The organism is Levilactobacillus sp. FUA 3915 (assembly GCF_044053135.1).
Classification (GTDB): Bacteria; Bacillota; Bacilli; order Lactobacillales; family Lactobacillaceae; genus Levilactobacillus; species Levilactobacillus lanxiensis.
In genome coordinates, this window is the sequence record NZ_CP168704.1 from 485,378 (window position 1) to 502,484 (window position 17,107).

Genomic DNA, 17,107 nt, shown 5'->3' on the forward strand with positions numbered 1-17,107 from the left:
TGACTTCATTCTAACCTGTTAATATATGTTAATATAGTCACAAAAGAATTCGTCAGGCGAACCAAATAAGACCCCTAGGAGGAAGCATCGTGGATTTAGAACATCTTCATTTATTTCTCGAAGTCGCGCAATACGGCAGTTTCAAGCAGGTTGCCGACCGGCATTTCATCTCGCAACGTGCTGTCTCCAAACAGATTCGGCAACTTGAGTCCGAGCTAGGCGTCACCCTCTTTCAACGTAAAGCCAACGCCATCACGCTCAATACGCAAGGCCAATTCTTCTGGGCAGAGGCCCAAGACATTGTGAATCATTACAACAATGCCGTTCACGAGCTTCACGGACTGGACCGACTCACCAGTCAAACGCTTCAGATTGGTTACTTCTCCATTTTTGAGAGTCATTTGCTAAAGAACGATGTCCATGCCCTGAGCCAAAACTATCCCGACGTTCACGTCACCGTTCGTGAGGAAAGCAATGAGCATCTAATCAAGAGTATTCACCGGGGCTCCTTGGACATTGCTTACTCGATTGTCTATGGGAAGGCTGCCCTTCCAGAAACAACCGGTCTCACCGTACTCCCCGTCTTCACCGGCGAAATGGTCTTGGGCCTCAGCCGGGATAATCCCCTCGCCCAACAGGCCAAAATCAACGTGGCTGACCTACAGGAAATGCCAATTTTATACTACACCCCTGAAAGCTCAACTTTTCTACTGGAAAGCTTTCTCGCCAGCCTGCCTCAGGGTCAACAGGCTGACCACGTGCAACGCGTGTCCAGCATCGAACACATGCAATTGCTGGTAGCCCTCAATCAAGCCGTGGCATTCTATCCAGCTGGCCTCTTAGAAAATGGTCCCGCCGACACCCCGGACATCGTTTACCGGCCCTTTGCCCTGGACTCGCAACACTATCAAATTGTCATGGTCTATGACCCCCAAAACAAAAATCCAGCTTTGCACGATCTCTTACACCTCAAGCAAACCAACTAAACTGACTTTGCCAAAATCGCCAACTATTTGGGCGATTTTTTATTTTGCCAACAATCTTCGTCAAAAAAAAGAGCCCGCAGTCATCACGACCAAGGACTCTTCGAAACAAATTAAATTGTAAAAACGACCCCTAAGATCAGGTAACAGGCACCACTAACTAGTCCGAAGCGGGCCAACGTGTTGACCACGATGGGCGCGTTCTTCGTACTAGCCACTTGCCGCACCGGCACCTTTTCCCCTGGCAGTGGCTCTACCTTTTCCTTGCGATGCCAGAGGTGCCGCCATCCGGTAAACAAATGACCTTTAGCCAAAACGCAAATGCCACCGAACATGATGAGTACCAAGCCCACCATGAACAAGAGGTTCCCAATGACCATAAACGATTGGCCTAAAATTTTCATGACTAACGCAACTAACAGCCCCGCCGCTACGGTTCCGGTCGCCGCTCTTTTCCAGTTTTTCATTCGCTTCATCCTTTGTTTTGACTTGGTTATTTGGTGATTTTCGGTTGGTGGTGCTGGTTTGTGGTTAATATTATACTCGTTTAGTGCGTTAAATTGGTTCTCCACGGAACTATCCCGATACTGGCGGCCTCTGAAACGTGCTACGCGAGCCAGGTCCCTGCGCTTAACCCGACTAAGAAAATATCCCAGACAACAATATTGCTTTAGTGATCTGGACTTGTTCTCCACGGAACTATCCCGATACTGGCAGCCTCCGAAACGTGCTCCACGAGCCAGGTCCCTGCGCTTAACCCCGACTAAGCAATGATCCCAAGCATTCCATCTAAATTGCTTTAGACCATTTGTCTGGTTCTCCATGGCACTATTCTGGTCCTGGCGGCCTCTGAAACGTGCTACGCGAGCCAGGTCCCTGCGCTTAACCCCGGTTCAGCAATGACCCAAGTTCGGGGTCATCACTGAACCGACGTTAATGCTCAGGACCTAAACGGCTCGCTCCGCACTCTAAAAAAGACCCAAGCCACGCACCACCGCGCCACTTGAGTCTCTCCGTATCTTTTTTATTGTTTGTGACTCCGGAAACGGTTCTTGAACAATGGGCTGACTGGCCGGTTTTCGTTGATTCGCTTGATGGCTTGACCAATCAGCGGACCGACTGAAATTTGTTCGATCTTATCAATTTGCTTGTCGGCGGTCAATTGAATGGAATCCGTCACAACCAATTTCTTGATTGGTGATTTCTCGATTCGTTCAATGGCTGGGCCAGACAAGACTGGGTGGGTACAGCTAGCGTAGACTTCCTTGGCGCCCGCATCCATTAAGGCTTGCGAACCCAAAGTAATCGTTCCGGCCGTATCAATCATATCATCGATCATGATGCAACGTTTGCCTTTGACATCACCGATGATGTTCATGATTTCAGCTACGTTCGCCTTTGGCCGCCGCTTGTCGATGATGGCAATTGGGGCCTTCAAGAATTCAGCCAACGCCCGTGCCCGCGTCACGCCACCATGGTCAGGTGAGACAACAACGGCATTTTCAGCCAAACCACTGTTGATGAAGTAGTCCGCTAAGAGCGGCGCGCCCATCAAATGGTCGACTGGGACGTCGAAGAATCCTTGAATTTGGGCAGCATGCAGGTCTAATGCTAAGACCCGGGTCACGCCAGCCGTTTGTAACATGTTAGCGACTAATTTCGCCGTGATTGGTTCGCGGGAACGCGCTTTACGATCTTGCCGCGCGTAGCCGTAGTACGGAATGACCACGTTGATGGTAGCCGCACTTGCCCGTCGTAACGCATCGATCATGATCAACAGTTCCATCAAATTATCGTTGACGGGTGCTGACGTGGACTGAATCACGTAAACGTGACTGCCCCGCACACTCTGTTCGATGTTAATTCGAATTTCGCCGTCGCTGAATCGGTCCACCGAGGTTTTCCCTAATTCGACACCAACTTCGTTAGCAATTTTTTCTGCCAACGGTTTGTTGGAGTTCAACGCAAAAATCTTTAGTTTAGGGTCAAAATATTGCGTAGCCATAATTTCCTCCAATAGCCTATAGTCTGCCTGAATTTCCTACAACAATTTTATGCTATCGGGTCGGGAAACACAAGACCTTCGGCTTAATCTTCGCCACGATATGGCAGTTTTTGATAATAATTAGGCTTATTTGTCTGACGTTCCCGGGCAATTGCCATGTCGTATTTATTTACGGCGTCGGTAATCGTTGAACCGGCAGCGATGAAACTGTGATCCGCCACATCCAATGGCGCAACCAAGTTCGAGTTAGAACCGATGAAGGCGTCATCGCCCACGACCGTCTCGTGCTTGTTCTTGCCGTCGTAGTTGACGAAGACCACCCCACAACCGACGTTGATGTTCTTGCCCAGCTCGGCGTTCCCAACGTAAGTCAGGTGACCCACCTTGGTGCCCTCACCAATCGTGGCCTTCTTCACTTCGACAAAATTGCCAAGGTGAACCTTTGGCCCGATGTGTGATTCTGGCCGCAAATGACTGTTAGGACCAATGTTTGAGCCCGTCGCCATGTCGGAGTCTTCCAACAGAGAAGACGTGACCGTCACGTGATCGGCCAATTTGGCATTCCGTAATTCAGAGTGCGCACCGATGTAGCAGTCGTCACCAATCACCGTGTCTCCCTTTAACAGCACGCCAGGTTCAATGATGGTGTCGGCACCAATCTTCACGCCGGCATCGATGTAGGTCGTTTCTGGGTCGATCAGGGTAACCCCGTTGCGCATGTGGGCTTCGTTGATCCGCTTGCGCATGATCTTCGTGGCCGCAGACAAGGCAACTCGGTCGTTAACCCCCATGGATTCATCGAAGTCAGTCATTTGGTAGGCTGCGACAATGTCACCTTGGCGCTTTAAGATTTCAATAACATCGGTCAGGTAGTATTCCCCCTGCGCGTTATTGTTAGAGGTTTCGTGAAGGGCCTTGAACAACTTTTGGTTGTCGAAAACGTAAACCCCAGTATTGATTTCGTGAATTTCTTGTTCTTCGGAACTGGCATCCTTTTGTTCCACAATCTTCTCGACAATGCCGATGTTGTTGCGGACAATCCGGCCGTAACCGGTAGGATCTGGCGCAACGGAGGTCAAAATAGTGGCCGCCGCGTGCTTAGCTTCGTGGTAAGCAAAGAGGTCATCGAAGGTCTCTGCCCGGAATAAAGGCGTGTCCCCACTGACAATCAGCGTGGTCCCCTCTTCATCCTTGAGCATCGGTTCCGTCTGTAGGACCGCGTGCCCGGTTCCCATTTGCTTGGCTTGCAACGCGTATTGCGTCCGCTTGCCCAGCGTGGCTTCCACGTCGTCGGCACCGTAGCCCACGACCGTCACGATTTTATCCATCTTGGTCTGTTCGACCTGGGTCAACACGTGGTCGACCATGGCCTTCCCACACACCTGATGCAACACTTTGTACAGTTTCGACTTCATCCGGGTGCCCTTGCCGGCAGCGAGGATAATGGTATTTCTGGTAGTCATTCCAAATATCTCCTAGCTAATTTAATTGGGAATTTTCGTCGCCAAAGATTTGGGTCAAGTAGTTCCCTTGTGAAACGCGAATCTGTTCGTCCGCCGTCTGAATCTTCAGTAACGACGTGTACTTGCTAACGGTCCGTTGCCCGGCGAAATCGCCTTCGGCAAAGACGGCCACGCCAGCCAATTGTGAATCAAATTCATCGACCAAGGAGCGCAGACCACCAACGGTCCCGCCACCCTTCATGTAATCGTCGACGATCAACACGCGTGAGTTTGGCTTCACACTGCGCTTAGACAGTGCCATCCGCTCGATACGCTTGGTTGAGCCGGACACGTAGTTCACACTAACGGTCGAGCCTTCCGTGATTTGTGAATCATGGCGCACGATGACAAATGGTACGTTCAGGTAGTTGGCAACACTCTGAGCCAACGGAATTCCCTTCGTCGCAACCGTCACAACGACGTCCACGTTCTGATTCAAGTACTGGGTCGCTAAGATTCGCCCAATTTGACGCAAAGCTGAAGGCCGCCCCAGGATATCGGACATGTAAACGTAGCCCCCTGGCAGGTAGCGGTCAGCTTCGGACAGTTCGGTCCGCATTTCATCAACAAATTGTTCGGCTTCTTCCCGCAAAATGTAGGGAATGAACCGTGCCCCACCAGCAGCGCCGGGAACCGTCTCCAGGAGACCCGTCCCCCGTGCTTGGAAGGTGCGTTTCAAAATGGTCAGGTCTTCACTGATGGAAGACTTAGCCGACTCATAACGCGCTGCAAAAAATGTCAATGAGACTAATTGATGCGGCCGTTCCAACAAATACCGGGTCATATCAACCAACCGGTCACTTCTTCTGACTTTCAACTTCTTCACCTCAACTATTTCTTTAGAGTTAATTGTAAAGCCAATTTTAGCATAAATGTTCGGGTTTTTCGTTACATTTTCGTGAGAATTCACATTACTTGCGGAAATTTAAGAAATCGGCTGGATATTTTCCATGTTTTTGACGATTTCGTTGGGCGATTGGTCTACGCCACCCACAAATTACTGGACTGACTGTTAAGTTCGTTCCCGGCGGTGCGCTCAAGGCGCCCTGCTGTGGGGCCGGTTCCAGCCTGTGAAACGGGCTTCCAACTCAACTTTGAGCCAAAAGGCGGTCTCAAAGGTTGTCCCGCGGACTAAGCTGAGTGAGAAACCTCAGCTAAGACCGCCGACACAGCTGGGCTGCTTGACCCGCCTCTGGTCACTGACAGTTGTCTTTGTGATTCTTGGTGGCGTTGACTTTCTGGCTGTGGGTTTGTTCTTTGCACACTTAATTTGCCGTCAATATTGATTAACTGCTTTGTGACTACCGCTGGGTATGGAAAAAGAGCTGACCAGTTTGGCCAGCTCTTTGGTTTTTAGCTTAATTTATTTGAGTGTTGTTTGGTGCGGGCAACGATTGGATTGCTTAGGTCGTCAATCTTGTTCTTCACGGAACCCTTTTCGGTCCTGGCGTCCTCTGAAACGTGCTACACGAGCCAGGTCCCTGCGCTTAACCCCGACTAAGCAATGACCCAAACCCGGGGTCATCACTTAGTCGACGTTAATGCTCAGGACCTAAACGGCTCGCTCCGCACTCTATTCCGCTGTCTGCAGCTTCTGCCAGCCCAGCGCCAAAAAGTAAAAAACGGCTTCAATGGCGGCGATAAAGAAGGACACGGGGTAGTTAGTCACGTAACTCAGGGTGAGGCCCGCCCAGACGCCGATTAGGGCTAAACCGACCGCCAAGATCATCATGCCGCCGACCGTGTGGGCGAAGTATTTCGCCGTTGCGGCTGGTAAGGTCAACAGGATGAAGATCAACAGGGAACCCACGATTTGGGCGGCGACACTGACACTCAGCGCGACCAGCACCAAGAACGTGATGGACAGCGTGTTGGTCCACAGTCCCTTGACCCGGGCACCGGTGTGGTCGAACGAATCAAATTTCAGGAACCGGTAGATCACGAACACGATAATCAGGACCAGAATCGACAGCCACAACATTTGCCGGACGTCGCTGGCACTGATGCCGATGACACTCCCGAACAGGATGCTAGTGGCGTAGCTGGCGTTTTTATTAGCGAGCGACAGGAACAGAATTCCCAGCCCAATAAACAACGCGGAGATGGCACTGGTGGCCGCCTCACGCCGTTCACTGCGGGCACTCAGCTGACCCACGATGACCGAACTGATGACCGTGAACAGGAGCATCCCATTCAGTGGTGCCCAGCCAGCGAAGACCCCAAAGGCTGCGCCGGAGAAGCCGATTTCAGACAACGTATGCGTCAAAAATGACATGTTCCGGGCAATTACGAAGACGCCCATGATCCCGCAGATGATGGCGATAATGGTGCCGGCCGCGAAGGCGTTGCGCATAAATTCATAACTAAACATTCTTCTCGCCCTCCCAGACCTTTTCCTGCGTCAAGCCACTGATGGGTCCCTGTTCGGCGCCGGCTGGCGTTAGCATCAGGTATTGTGAACTATATTTACGGGCCATCGGAATATCGTGCGTCACGAAGAGCACGGTCAGATGAAGCCGCTGATTCAACTCGATGACCAGGTCCAGCAACTCGGTCTTGGTGACCGGATCCAGACTGGCCGTCGACTCGTCCAAAATTAACAGGTTCGGCGATTCCACCAACGCCTGTGCGAGGTAGGCCTTCTGCCGCTCCCCACCGGACGCCTGGCCAATTGGCCGCTTCGCCAATTTCGTCAGTCCCGTTTCCGCTAAAATGTGTTCGATTTCCACATGCTCCTTTCGCGACAACCATGGCCACTTCCAGCCGGTCAGGTTGAGGCCCACGAAGTCCTTGATGGTCAACGGATAATCGCTGTCGATGTTGCGAAATTGCGGGACATAACCGATCTTCACCCCCGCGGCGTTGGGCAGGTAGGAAACCTTCCCCGTCGTCGGCCGTAATTGGTGTAGGATGGCGCGCATCAGCGTGGTCTTCCCGACCCCATTTTTCCCAACGATGCTCCAGAACTCCCCCTGATGAATCGTCAGGTTAAGGTTGGTAAACACCGGGTGGTTGGGGAAAGTCACGCCTAAATTTTCAAGTTTTAAAATGGCTGGTTCCGTCATTAGCGATTCTCCTCCTGAATCCGTTGGACCTGGCGATACTGTTGTAGCATCCAGGTCCGGTACGTTTGGTGGGTCGGCATGGTCTCGGTCACCTGAACCACAGGCACGTGGTACTTATGGGCGAGCTGGACCATGGCGGTCACGTTCTTACTGGAGTTTTGGGTATTCTCCACGAAAAAGGCAATTTGGTGGTGCTTGATCTGCTTTTGTAATTGGGTGATGTCGGCCGGTGTCGGGTCACTGTCCTCCTCGATGGATTGGGCAAAATGACCGTCGCTGACCTGGTAGCCCATCGCGGTCAACGCCAGATCAAAGACTGGTTCACTCACAGCGACCTTCTGCCCGTGGGCGTGACGCTTGATCTGCTTAGCCGTTTTCGTTAACACGGCCAGTTGCTTCTCGTAAGCGGCCCCACGGCGTTTGAAATCAGCTGCGTGCTTGGGTGAGATGCGGCTAAACTGAGTGACCAACCGCTGTGTGACCTGCGTCATCACGGTTGGGTCCGACCACAGATGGGGATTATCCCCCGTGGTCTTGCCCATGAGTTTGCCAATCGACAAGGTCTGCGTCCCAGAGCCCTCATTTGCGGCCACCACGCGGTCCATCCAACTATCGTAGCCTAGACCATTCTCGACCACCACGTTGGCCTTAGCGACCAGCTTAGCCGTCTTCACGTCCGGCTCATAACTCTCGGCGTCGATACTGGGGCTGTTGATAATCGTGTGGACGTTGCCTTGGTCGCCTAAAATCGCTTCCGCCGCTTCGCCGTAAAATCCCAGCGTCGCCACCACGTTGATTTTGCCGGACTGCTTGGGCTGGGTCGTCGCTTGGCACCCTGCCAAGGTGAAAACCGCCACCAAACTGGCCACCAGTGCTAGCCACCGGAGGCCTTTCAGTCGTCCTATTTGTTTTCGCAAGTCCGTCATCCCCATCTTTACTTCATTTTTATATCCATTACTTTGTTGCTAACATTGATCACCACTGGAAACCGGATATAACTTGGTCGCCTCCGGCCTCCAGGGATTCCGCCTGCTGTGGGGCCCGGTTCCAGCCAAAGAACGGGCTTCCACCTCGCTTGAAAGCCTGCCAAAGTTCAGCAGTCTCTCAAGTCGTCCCATGCTGTAAACGGCCAAAGGACGGCCGTTAACACCATCGACACAGCTGACTCCATCCCTGGCTGCCTGCGGCTACGGTAGTGCACCAATCGAAGATTAGTGTTAGGTATCACTTAAGTTCTGGCACTATTCTTCACCGTTAGATTGGAAACGCTAGGCAACGCGTACGCTGACTAACCATTCGCACAATTATTATGACACGAATAGGCACACTAACCAGAACTTTGAACAAACATATCTTTATGTAAACAGTAATGATTACCGTTTAGTAGTTTACCAGAAATTGAAAACTTGTCAACAGCTTTCGGGCGACGGGATGGAAACTTTGCACAAATGTAAAAAGCCAGCCCGACTGGTGGACTGACTCGTTCATTACTTTATGGAAGAACCCTACTAATCCGACCACTCCAAACCAAGCACACCTACTACAGATTCGTTGAACTGAGAGTGCCTAAACAGTCTCTGCCGGCTTGGTTGATTTACCCGTCAGTAAAATCACCGTACCCAGCACCAAAATCACAATCGACACCCAGTACGCGGCGGCTGGCGAAACCGCATTGTAAATCAACACGATGCCGACACTCCCGACCGGTGCGGCTACCGTGACCAGCGAACTGACCGTGCCGAAAATAGTTCCCACCAAGTTCTGGTCGGCAATACTAATCACCTGCGCATACAGTTTAGGATTCATATTGCCCAAGCCAAACGCAATAGCGAACATCAAAATGGCCAGCAGCGCATAATTTTGAATCCATAAGAAGTTTAGGTAAAGGACAACCATCACCCCAATCGTTTCCACCATCACTACCTTGAACGACTGGCGGTCAAGAAACTTCAACCGCAGCGTACTGCCCAACACGGTGCCAATGACAAACAAAATATTCACAATCAAAATGGCAACGCCAAACGGTAGCCCAGTTGCTTTACCCTGATCCAACAAGTAGAGGTTAATCACCGCATCCACACTAGCCCCCACTGCATTGACGATCACCACTGCCACCAACAAACGAACGATGCTGACTCCCGAAGACTGGCCTAAAATCGTACTCATTTTTTGCCACAGGCTGGGGCCCTTCTCCGTCTCAGTCTGCGGTTGCGGGAGAACAGCCGGTGCGATGTGAATGGCCCGCCGTCCAATGAAGAGAATCAGTGCTGCAATGAGAAATGTCCCGGCATTAATCAAAGCAGCCAGCGCGTAATCATGCGTCGCTGCGAGCACGAAAACCCCAATCGACTGGCCGACCGGCTGTAAGAGGGAGGCAATACTTTGGTTTAAGCCTAGGACCTGCTGGCGGTCGTCCCGGGCTACCCGTTCGCGAATGACTGGCAAACGTAGACTGCTACTCAGAAATCCCAAACAATCCGAGACTAAGTTAATGGCCACGACAACCGTAAAGACAACCAGTGTGCGTGCATCAATCACCAGGGCCAATACCAGATACAACACGGCTTGAATCACCTTGGTCAAAACTAGCATACGATCTTTGTGGATGACGTGATCCGCTAAAAAGCCAATCACAAATCCCAGAGTCCCTGGCACCACGGTTGCAATTGAAACGACCGACACCATAATCGCTGGATTAGCGTAGGTCTTCGCATACGTCAGCAAAACAATATTGAAGATACTAACCCCTAAGGTTTCAAATATGTTCGCCAAGGATAGTACCTCGACCGATTTGTTCTTCAAGACATTAATCATACGCACCATCCTCAGGTTCTGATATTCTCATTTTTATTTGTCTTCGACTTGTATCTTAAAACCATAATTCATAGTTTTAACGCACAACCACAGCTTTTACTAAGACAATATTTTGTAAACTTTAGCTCAGTGTAAACCTTTTGTTTATTAAAAAACAATGAGACACATTCTAATATTTGTAATTGTTACATAAATAACCAATTCGCAATGCCACGCAAATCCTATTTTTTCTCGCAAATTAAAAAGTGATCTCAGAAATCCTGAAGAAATTTCTGAGACCACTGCCTTATTTTTATCTAAATCTTACCTTCGCTGCGCCTGTTCCCGCGTCAACGTCATCAAATCTGGCAAGTGGTATTTCGCTAGCGTTGCCGGTAATGCCCGGGCAATGTCGCGACAGGCACAGGGGTTGCCGTACGTGGCCGCCCCGACCTGCACGGCGTTGGCACCCGCCAAGAAGAATTCGATGGCATCTTCCGGTCGCATAACACCGCCGACCCCGATGATGGGCACGTCCGTCACGGCACGCACCTGGTGAATCATGCGAACGGCTAAGGGGTGAATCGCCGCGCCAGACAAGCCACCCGTGCCGTTACTCAGGGTCGGGTGCCGGGTGGTTAAATCCAGTTGGAGTCCGGTCAACGTGTTGATCATCGTCAGGCCACTGGCCCCACCCGCGATTGCTGCCTGGGCAATCACCGTGATGTCCGTCACGTTCGGCGTTAATTTCACGTAGACCGGCTTCGTCGTTACTGCCACCACTTGGGCGACCAGGTCTTGCACCAACTCGGGGTCCGTGCCAAAGGCCAAGCCCCCGGCCGCCACGTTGGGACAGGAAATGTTGATTTCTAAGGCGTGCACGTTGGGCGCCTGGGTCAGCCGCTGGGCCACCGCCACGTACTCGGCAAACGTGCTGCCGGCCACGCTGCCGATGATCGGCAGGTCTGGGTAGTGCGTGGCCAACCACGGTAAACGGTCCGCCATCACGGCTTCGATACCCGGATTGGTCAGCCCAATGGCGTTCATCCATCCCGCCGACGTTTCCGTCACGTTGGGCTTGGGGTTACCAAGGCGCGGCTCCAGCGTCGTGGACTTAATCACCAGCGCCCCTAGTTCATTCAAGTCAAAATGTTGGGCCAGGCCTTGACCATAAGCCGCCGTCCCACTCGCTGGGATGATGGGGTTCTTCAAATCAAGCCCGGGTAACTGCACATTAATTGTCGACATAATATCCTCCCGTGATACGTTAATGTCTTGCTGAAAACGTTTGGCCGGTCTCACTGGACCTCTGGCCAAACTGAAATTAAATTAATCGTAGAATACCGCCGAAATGCGTGGCCGTCAACCCAAAATTTGGCGGCAAAAAAAGACGTGCTCCCCTAACCACGGGCAGACACGTCCAACACCAATTTTTTCTATTTAATATACGGCGCTAAGAAATCCGCGACCAACTGGTCATAGGCTACCGGATCATCCTCTCGCGTCGCAATGTGAGCGGCATCCGGATCACGATATTTCTGCTTGGGACCGGCCGCTGCTTGGTAGAGCAAGTCCAAGTTTTCAATCGGCACCGTCTCATCCTTGGCGCCCTGAATCAGGAGTAGTGGAATCTGACTCTTCTTCAGCTGCCCGGCAATGTCGCCGTCCGCCAAGCGGTAATCGCCCAACCGGGAATACTGGTCGGCAATCGCCAGCGTTGGCTGGGTCGGCACGTGAAATTCGTGCCGCATCCGGAAACGGGCCTCGCCCAAGACGGACGCGTAACCCGAGTCAGCGATGATGGCCTTCACGTTACTTGGCAGGTTTTCTCCAGCCGTGGCCATGACCGTCGCTGCGCCCATGGAAATACCCAGCATGACAATTTGACTGTCGTTCCCATTCTGTGCGATCACCTGGTTGATCCAGCCTTGATAATCTTGCCGGTCCGTCCAACCGTAGCCAATCGTATGACCGTCGCTTTCACCATGTGCCCGAGCGTCCGGCATCAAAACTGCGTAACCCCAGTCATGAAAGGCGCGCGCCCAGGGAATCATTTGTTCCCGAGCGTGACCGAGACCGTGGGCCAGGATAGCGACCTTGGTCGCCGGCTGGTCCGCCGCAATCCAGCTCGCGCGTAAACACAGGCCATCTTGACTGGTCTGCGTCCACTCGACGGGATTGTGCCGCAAGTACCACACATTGTCAGCCGCCGTATTCTCACCGATGGCTCGTTCCTTTGACTGTTGCCGGCTGCGGGCATAGGACCGCGTGGCCGATAAATACAGGCCGGCTGCGGCACCTAACACGCTCACGGCCCCCACCGCAGACAGTGCGGCCACGCCACCAACGACCTTTTGCCAAGTCTTCATCATCACTACCCCATTTCTACTTAATCTGCTTGATCCGGGCTAAACCGGGATTGTCTCCGAAATCGTGAAAATGGGCCAAATCAGTCGTTCCCGACGGTAGGCTCAAGGTGCCCTGCTGTGGGGAACGGTTCCGGCCTGAGGTGCGGTCCTGCACTTCGCCTGAAAGCCTGGAAAACCACCAGTCTCTCAGGTCGTCCCGTGCTCTAGACTGAGAAAATCACTCAGTCAAGACCACCGACACAGCTGGTCACCTTGACCTACCTCTGGTCACTAACATTGATTATGTATTTCCACGATTCCTACGATCAACGCCTGTTTCTCCCGTCGTCGCTCATTCAGGTCATTGGTTCAGGATTTGTTACTTTTAATGGTTAATCACCTGTCTGTAATTGCCACAATCCCTGGCCAATGTTCTACCCTTACTGTACCGAAAATTTATCGCTGGTGCCACTAATTCACTTGAAAAAATAGGGTGAGTTGTCTCCTTAACTATTTCGTTTCAGTTCTCGCTAATTGGCTTTTGACGAAGGCAGTTAGGTCAGGAACGGCTTTTTCCGTGCCAATTTGCGCGTACAGGGTCTTAACCAGTTCTTCTGCCGTCAGATTGTTGGTCTCGAGAATACCATCTACTTTGTCGGCTAACTGCTTATCTATCAATAGGTTCAGGCTATCTACAGCCATAATACTCACCTCCACCGAGACTATGCGCGACTTCGGCGGCCAATACAATCTTTTAATCTTGTTAACTTATTCACCCATTTCCAAATAGAACTGCCGGACGGCCCCAATCAAATTGGCGTCGTTTAAAAATAAACAAGGCCGAACATCGGCGGTTAGTGCAGCGCGTTGTTGGTGCATCAGATGCTGGATTCGGCGTTGTAGGTCAGCCACGAATCCCGGCCGAGCCGAAATGCCGCCGCCAATCAACAGGCGTTGCGGGTTCAGCCCCACGTAGAGGTTGTAGGCCCCCAGGCTCAACCAATTCAACAAATCGCCGACACACTGTTGCGCTAGCGTATCACCGTTGTTGGCTAGATCAAAGACGTCCTCCGCGGTCATGGCCGTGGGCAACTCCCGTAGCCGTTGATAGCGCTGGGCCATCCGCACGGGACTGCCTAGCTGGCTCAACGTTTCGTTGGCCGGCGTCATCACCATGTAGCCGAACTCCCCGGCAAAGTGGTCCTGGCCCGCGATTAACTCGCCGTTACGCGTCACGGCCCCACCGACTCCGGTACCGACGATTAGAAACAGGGTATCGGTCACATCCTTAGCATTGCCCCGCCAGGACTCGGCCAGAGCGGCACAGTTGGCATCATTTTGAATCGTCACCGGCACGCCAAAGGCCGTCCGCAACGTCGCCTTGATGGGAAAATCATTCAGGTAGTCCACGGCACTGGTCCCGGAGATTTTCCCGACCACGGTATCGACACCCCCGGGCAAGCTCACCGCCACGCCGGCAAACGGCAACGCAAAACCAGTTTTGACGGCCGTCAATTTGGCCAAAAGTTCCGGCCAACTGGCGGGCGTGTCAAAGCGGTCTTTCTGCCGTAACTGGTCGTCCGCCCACACGCCATATTTGACGGTCGTGCCGCCGATATCAATGACCAGTAGCGGTTCAGCTTGGTTGGTCATCTGCGTCACCCACCGTCATCTCAAGGTCCGCGCCATTGGTCGCAATCACGCGTTGGTACCAGTAGAAGGAATCTTTGCGATACCGCGCCAAACTCCCGCTGCCATCGTCGTTACGGTCCACGTAAATGAAGCCGTAGCGTTTGGACAGCTGTCCGGTGCTAGCCGACACGATGTCGATGGCACTCCAAGGTGTGTAGCCCATGACGTCCACGCCATCCTCGTTGATGGCCAGCGCCATTTGGGCAATGTGGTCATGCAGATAATCAATGCGATACTGGTCGTGCACTTGGTGGTCGGCGGTCAGCTCGTCGATGGCGCCAATCCCATTTTCCACGACAAAGAGTGGTAGGTGGTAGCGGTCGTTCATCCAGTTCAGGGCGTAGCGCAGACCTTGTGGATCCACTTGCCAGCCCCAGTCCGATTGCGGCACAAATTGATTCGTCACCAAATCAGTGGCTTCATTATAGGAAAATTGGTCATCCTCATGGTCACTGGCCTGCGTGGCAAACGACATGTAGTAGCTGAAGCCCAGGTAGTCGACCGTCCCCTTCTTCAGGTTAGCCAGGTCGGCCGCCGTGATGTCGAGATCAAACTGCTTGCTCTGGAAATACTGCGTCAACCAGGTTGGATACTGCCCCTCGACCTGCACGTCCGAGAACCAGAACCGCGCCTGCATCGCGCGTTGAGCCTTGAAGACGTCGCGTGGCTTGTCGCTGGCCGGATAGACGGGCGAGAAGGCCACCATCGCCCCAATTTGAAAATCAGGGTTGATGCTGTGGCCAATCTGCACGGCCAAAGAACTGGCGACGACCTCATAGTGGGCGGCCTGATACATCACGGCCTCGGCATCTTCACCGGGTTGGGCTTGAATCCCCGAGTTGGTGAACAACGTAAAGGCCCGGTCATAGTTCGTTTGGTTATTGATTTCGTTAAACGTCAGCCAGTAGGTCACCTTGTCTTGGTAACGCGTGAAAACGGCGCGAGCAAAACGGGTGAAAAATGCAATGGTCTTGCGGCTCCGGAAACCACCATATTCGGTTACCAAATGGTAAGGCATTTCAAAATGAGACAGGGTCACGACGGGTTCAATCCCGTATTTGTGGCATTCATCAAAGAGCCGGTCGTAAAAGGCCAGGCCCTCCTCGTTGGGTTCCAGTTCATCCCCCTGGGGAAAGATCCGCGACCAGGCAATCGACGTCCGAAAACTCTTAAAGCCCATTTCGGCAAACAGCTTCACGTCCTCGGGATAACGGTGGTAGAAATCCACGGCCTCGTGGTTGGGGTAAAACTCCCCCGCCTGGACGCCAGCCGTGATACGCCGTTCGTCGCGGTTCCCTGCCGCGGTCATGACATCGGCCACGCTGAGTCCCTTGCCACCAACATCGTAAGCGCCTTCAACTTGGTGCGCCGCAACGGCACCGCCCCATAGGAATCCAGCTGGAAAACTCTTCTTCGTCAAAATAATTTCCTCCTTGTTCATACTTTTTCAATAGTTATATTGTCGGTTACTGCCGCCTTACCGGGCGGAAAAAATGAGACCGGTTCGCGGTGGGCAGGACGCCCGAAGCCAAAGAGCGGTCTTCGCGCTTGCTTTGAACCTCTGAGAACCGAGTTTCAAAGGCACCATTTCACTCACGCCAGGAGCTGGCGTGAGTGAAATCCCACGGCTGGGCTCATTTTTCCCGCCCTCACGGCTACGATAGTGCTTATAGGTTAAAACGGCTGGCGGAAATTATTTTCACGCCTATCTTTGCTCAGCACCCTTCCGGCTTGCAAATACTTACACAAGTGTGGTGAAACTAAGCGTGGCCAACCGTTCCCGGCGGCGGGCTCAAAACGCCCTGCTATGGGGCCGGTTTCAGCCTGAAAAGCGGTCTGGAACCTCGACTTGAAACCTCGCTAGGAATCGCGAGTTTCCAAGGTCGTCCCGTGCTCTAAACTGAGCAACCCACTCAGTTAAGACCACCGACACAGCTGGGCATTTTGGACCGCCTCTGGTCACTCACATGGACGCCTGATTTTCACCACAGCTTTGATTTCTGTTCATCACATGTCACACTAATTTTCTAATCTGATTTAACGGTTCACAAAACCATCCACGACGCAGCCATCAGCCGACCTCAGTTTCACCAACAAAACCAGCACATCCAGGAACCAACCAAACTGTTTTGTTGGCCCCGAACCAACGAGACTGGTCGGGCCACAATCAAGAGCCGGAGGCAGCTGGGTACGTAGTCTTCTGTGTCGATGGTGTTAGTCCGGGCGAACTTTCCCGGGCTTACAGCATGGGACGTGTTTGAAGACGGGGGCCCTCCCCGGCTTCAAACCGAGCTGAAGGACCGCTCCTCAGGCCGTAAGCGTTCCCCACAGAAGGCGGAGTACCCAGAGGCCGCAGGCGGCACGTCATCCACAACCCCATCCTCAAACTAGTGAAGCCAAAGCCCAGCAAACCAGACTGGTTTGCTGGGCCCCGAACCAACGAGACTGGTCGGGCCACAATCAAGAGCCGGAGGCAGCTGGGTACGCAGGCTTCTGTGTCGATGGTGTTAGTCCGGGCGAACTTTCCCGGGCTTACAGCATGGGACGCGTTTGAAGACGGGTGCCCTCCCCGGCTTCAAACCGAGCTGGAGGACCGTCCCACAGGCCGCAAGCGTGCCCCACAGAAGGCGGAGTACCCAGAGGCCGCAGGCGGCAAGTCATCCACAACCCCATCCTCAAACTATTGAAGCCAAAGCCACCCAACCAGACTGGTTTGCTG

General features: G+C 52.8%; 14 protein-coding genes. 1 reads left to right on the forward strand and 13 read right to left on the reverse strand.

The genetic code is table 11. The features are described from left to right. The first annotated feature begins 89 nt into the window (after window positions 1–89). Complete coding sequence (locus tag ACEPST_RS02640; RefSeq protein ID WP_204121540.1) at window positions 90–986, forward strand: LysR family transcriptional regulator; 897 nt, start codon at window positions 90–92, stop codon at window positions 984–986. A gap of 110 nt (window positions 987–1,096) precedes the next feature. On the opposite strand, the gene ACEPST_RS02645 is transcribed toward ACEPST_RS02640, so the two are convergent. The 13 genes from ACEPST_RS02645 to ACEPST_RS02705 all read right to left on the reverse strand — a co-directional run bounded on the left by ACEPST_RS02645 (window position 1,097) and on the right by ACEPST_RS02705 (window position 15,808). Continuing rightward, on the reverse strand, window positions 1,097–1,450 hold the full coding sequence (locus tag ACEPST_RS02645) for a DUF3899 domain-containing protein (RefSeq protein WP_203646771.1): 354 nt from the start codon (window positions 1,448–1,450) through the stop codon (window positions 1,097–1,099). Window positions 1,451–2,007: 557 nt separating this feature from the next. Then, the gene (locus ACEPST_RS02650) at window positions 2,008–2,988 is read right to left on the reverse strand and encodes a ribose-phosphate diphosphokinase (RefSeq protein WP_395390486.1); all 981 of its coding nucleotides are present in this window, start codon (window positions 2,986–2,988) and stop codon (window positions 2,008–2,010) included. A gap of 83 nt (window positions 2,989–3,071) precedes the next feature. After that, window positions 3,072–4,451: a bifunctional UDP-N-acetylglucosamine diphosphorylase/glucosamine-1-phosphate N-acetyltransferase GlmU gene (glmU, locus tag ACEPST_RS02655; protein WP_204121541.1), complete on the reverse strand. Its 1,380-nt coding sequence runs from the start codon at window positions 4,449–4,451 to the stop codon at window positions 3,072–3,074. A gap of 16 nt (window positions 4,452–4,467) precedes the next feature. Next, complete coding sequence (purR, locus tag ACEPST_RS02660; RefSeq protein WP_125765471.1) at window positions 4,468–5,307, reverse strand: pur operon repressor; 840 nt, start codon at window positions 5,305–5,307, stop codon at window positions 4,468–4,470. Window positions 5,308–6,063: 756 nt separating this feature from the next. After that, window positions 6,064–6,861: a metal ABC transporter permease gene (locus ACEPST_RS02665; protein ID WP_204121542.1), complete on the reverse strand. Its 798-nt coding sequence runs from the start codon at window positions 6,859–6,861 to the stop codon at window positions 6,064–6,066. Next, window positions 6,854–7,555, reverse strand: coding sequence for a metal ABC transporter ATP-binding protein (locus tag ACEPST_RS02670; RefSeq protein WP_204121543.1), 702 nt, complete (start codon window positions 7,553–7,555; stop codon window positions 6,854–6,856). The genes ACEPST_RS02665 and ACEPST_RS02670 overlap by 8 nt, the downstream gene beginning before the upstream one ends. Then, window positions 7,555–8,481 carry a metal ABC transporter solute-binding protein, Zn/Mn family gene (locus tag ACEPST_RS02675; protein ID WP_203646765.1) on the reverse strand — a complete coding sequence of 309 codons (927 nt, stop codon included), beginning with the start codon at window positions 8,479–8,481 and terminating at the stop codon, window positions 7,555–7,557. The genes ACEPST_RS02670 and ACEPST_RS02675 overlap by 1 nt, the downstream gene beginning before the upstream one ends. Window positions 8,482–9,121: 640 nt before the next feature. Next, window positions 9,122–10,369, reverse strand: coding sequence for an MFS transporter (locus ACEPST_RS02680; RefSeq protein ID WP_204121544.1), 1,248 nt, complete (start codon window positions 10,367–10,369; stop codon window positions 9,122–9,124). Between the two features lie 303 nt (window positions 10,370–10,672). Continuing rightward, a complete protein-coding gene (locus ACEPST_RS02685) occupies window positions 10,673–11,596 on the reverse strand; it encodes a dihydroorotate dehydrogenase (protein ID WP_204121545.1) in 924 nt (307 codons plus the stop codon). A gap of 188 nt (window positions 11,597–11,784) precedes the next feature. Continuing rightward, window positions 11,785–12,717 carry an alpha/beta hydrolase gene (locus ACEPST_RS02690; RefSeq protein ID WP_395409162.1) on the reverse strand — a complete coding sequence of 311 codons (933 nt, stop codon included), beginning with the start codon at window positions 12,715–12,717 and terminating at the stop codon, window positions 11,785–11,787. Window positions 12,718–13,206: 489 nt separating this feature from the next. Beyond that, complete coding sequence (locus ACEPST_RS02695; RefSeq protein WP_204121547.1) at window positions 13,207–13,398, reverse strand: hypothetical protein; 192 nt, start codon at window positions 13,396–13,398, stop codon at window positions 13,207–13,209. A 66-nt stretch (window positions 13,399–13,464) separates the two neighbouring features. Beyond that, window positions 13,465–14,349 (reverse strand): ROK family protein, encoded by an 885-nt coding sequence (locus ACEPST_RS02700; RefSeq protein ID WP_204121548.1) that lies wholly within the window; start codon window positions 14,347–14,349, stop codon window positions 13,465–13,467. Then, window positions 14,333–15,808, reverse strand: coding sequence for a 6-phospho-beta-glucosidase (locus ACEPST_RS02705; RefSeq protein WP_275404336.1), 1,476 nt, complete (start codon window positions 15,806–15,808; stop codon window positions 14,333–14,335). Before ACEPST_RS02705 ends, ACEPST_RS02700 begins: the two co-directional genes overlap by 17 nt. Window positions 15,809–17,107 lie beyond the last annotated feature (1,299 nt).

Bases quoted from the DNA above. Each gene is read 5' to 3' on its own strand.
- ACEPST_RS02645 (WP_203646771.1), bottom strand. From the start codon at position 1,450: ATGAAAAACTGGAAAAGAGCGGCGACCGGAACCGTAGCGGCGGGGCTG.
- ACEPST_RS02650 (WP_395390486.1), bottom strand. From the start codon at position 2,988: ATGGCTACGCAATATTTTGACCCTAAACTAAAGATTTTTGCGTTGAAC.
- glmU (WP_204121541.1), bottom strand. From the start codon at position 4,451: ATGACTACCAGAAATACCATTATCCTCGCTGCCGGCAAGGGCACCCGG.
- ACEPST_RS02665 (WP_204121542.1), bottom strand. From the start codon at position 6,861: ATGTTTAGTTATGAATTTATGCGCAACGCCTTCGCGGCCGGCACCATT.
- ACEPST_RS02670 (WP_204121543.1), bottom strand. From the start codon at position 7,555: ATGACGGAACCAGCCATTTTAAAACTTGAAAATTTAGGCGTGACTTTC.
- ACEPST_RS02675 (WP_203646765.1), bottom strand. From the start codon at position 8,481: ATGACGGACTTGCGAAAACAAATAGGACGACTGAAAGGCCTCCGGTGG.
- ACEPST_RS02680 (WP_204121544.1), bottom strand. From the start codon at position 10,369: ATGATTAATGTCTTGAAGAACAAATCGGTCGAGGTACTATCCTTGGCG.
- ACEPST_RS02685 (WP_204121545.1), bottom strand. From the start codon at position 11,596: ATGTCGACAATTAATGTGCAGTTACCCGGGCTTGATTTGAAGAACCCC.
- ACEPST_RS02690 (WP_395409162.1), bottom strand. From the start codon at position 12,717: ATGAAGACTTGGCAAAAGGTCGTTGGTGGCGTGGCCGCACTGTCTGCG.
- ACEPST_RS02695 (WP_204121547.1), bottom strand. From the start codon at position 13,398: ATGGCTGTAGATAGCCTGAACCTATTGATAGATAAGCAGTTAGCCGAC.
- ACEPST_RS02700 (WP_204121548.1), bottom strand. From the start codon at position 14,349: ATGACCAACCAAGCTGAACCGCTACTGGTCATTGATATCGGCGGCACG.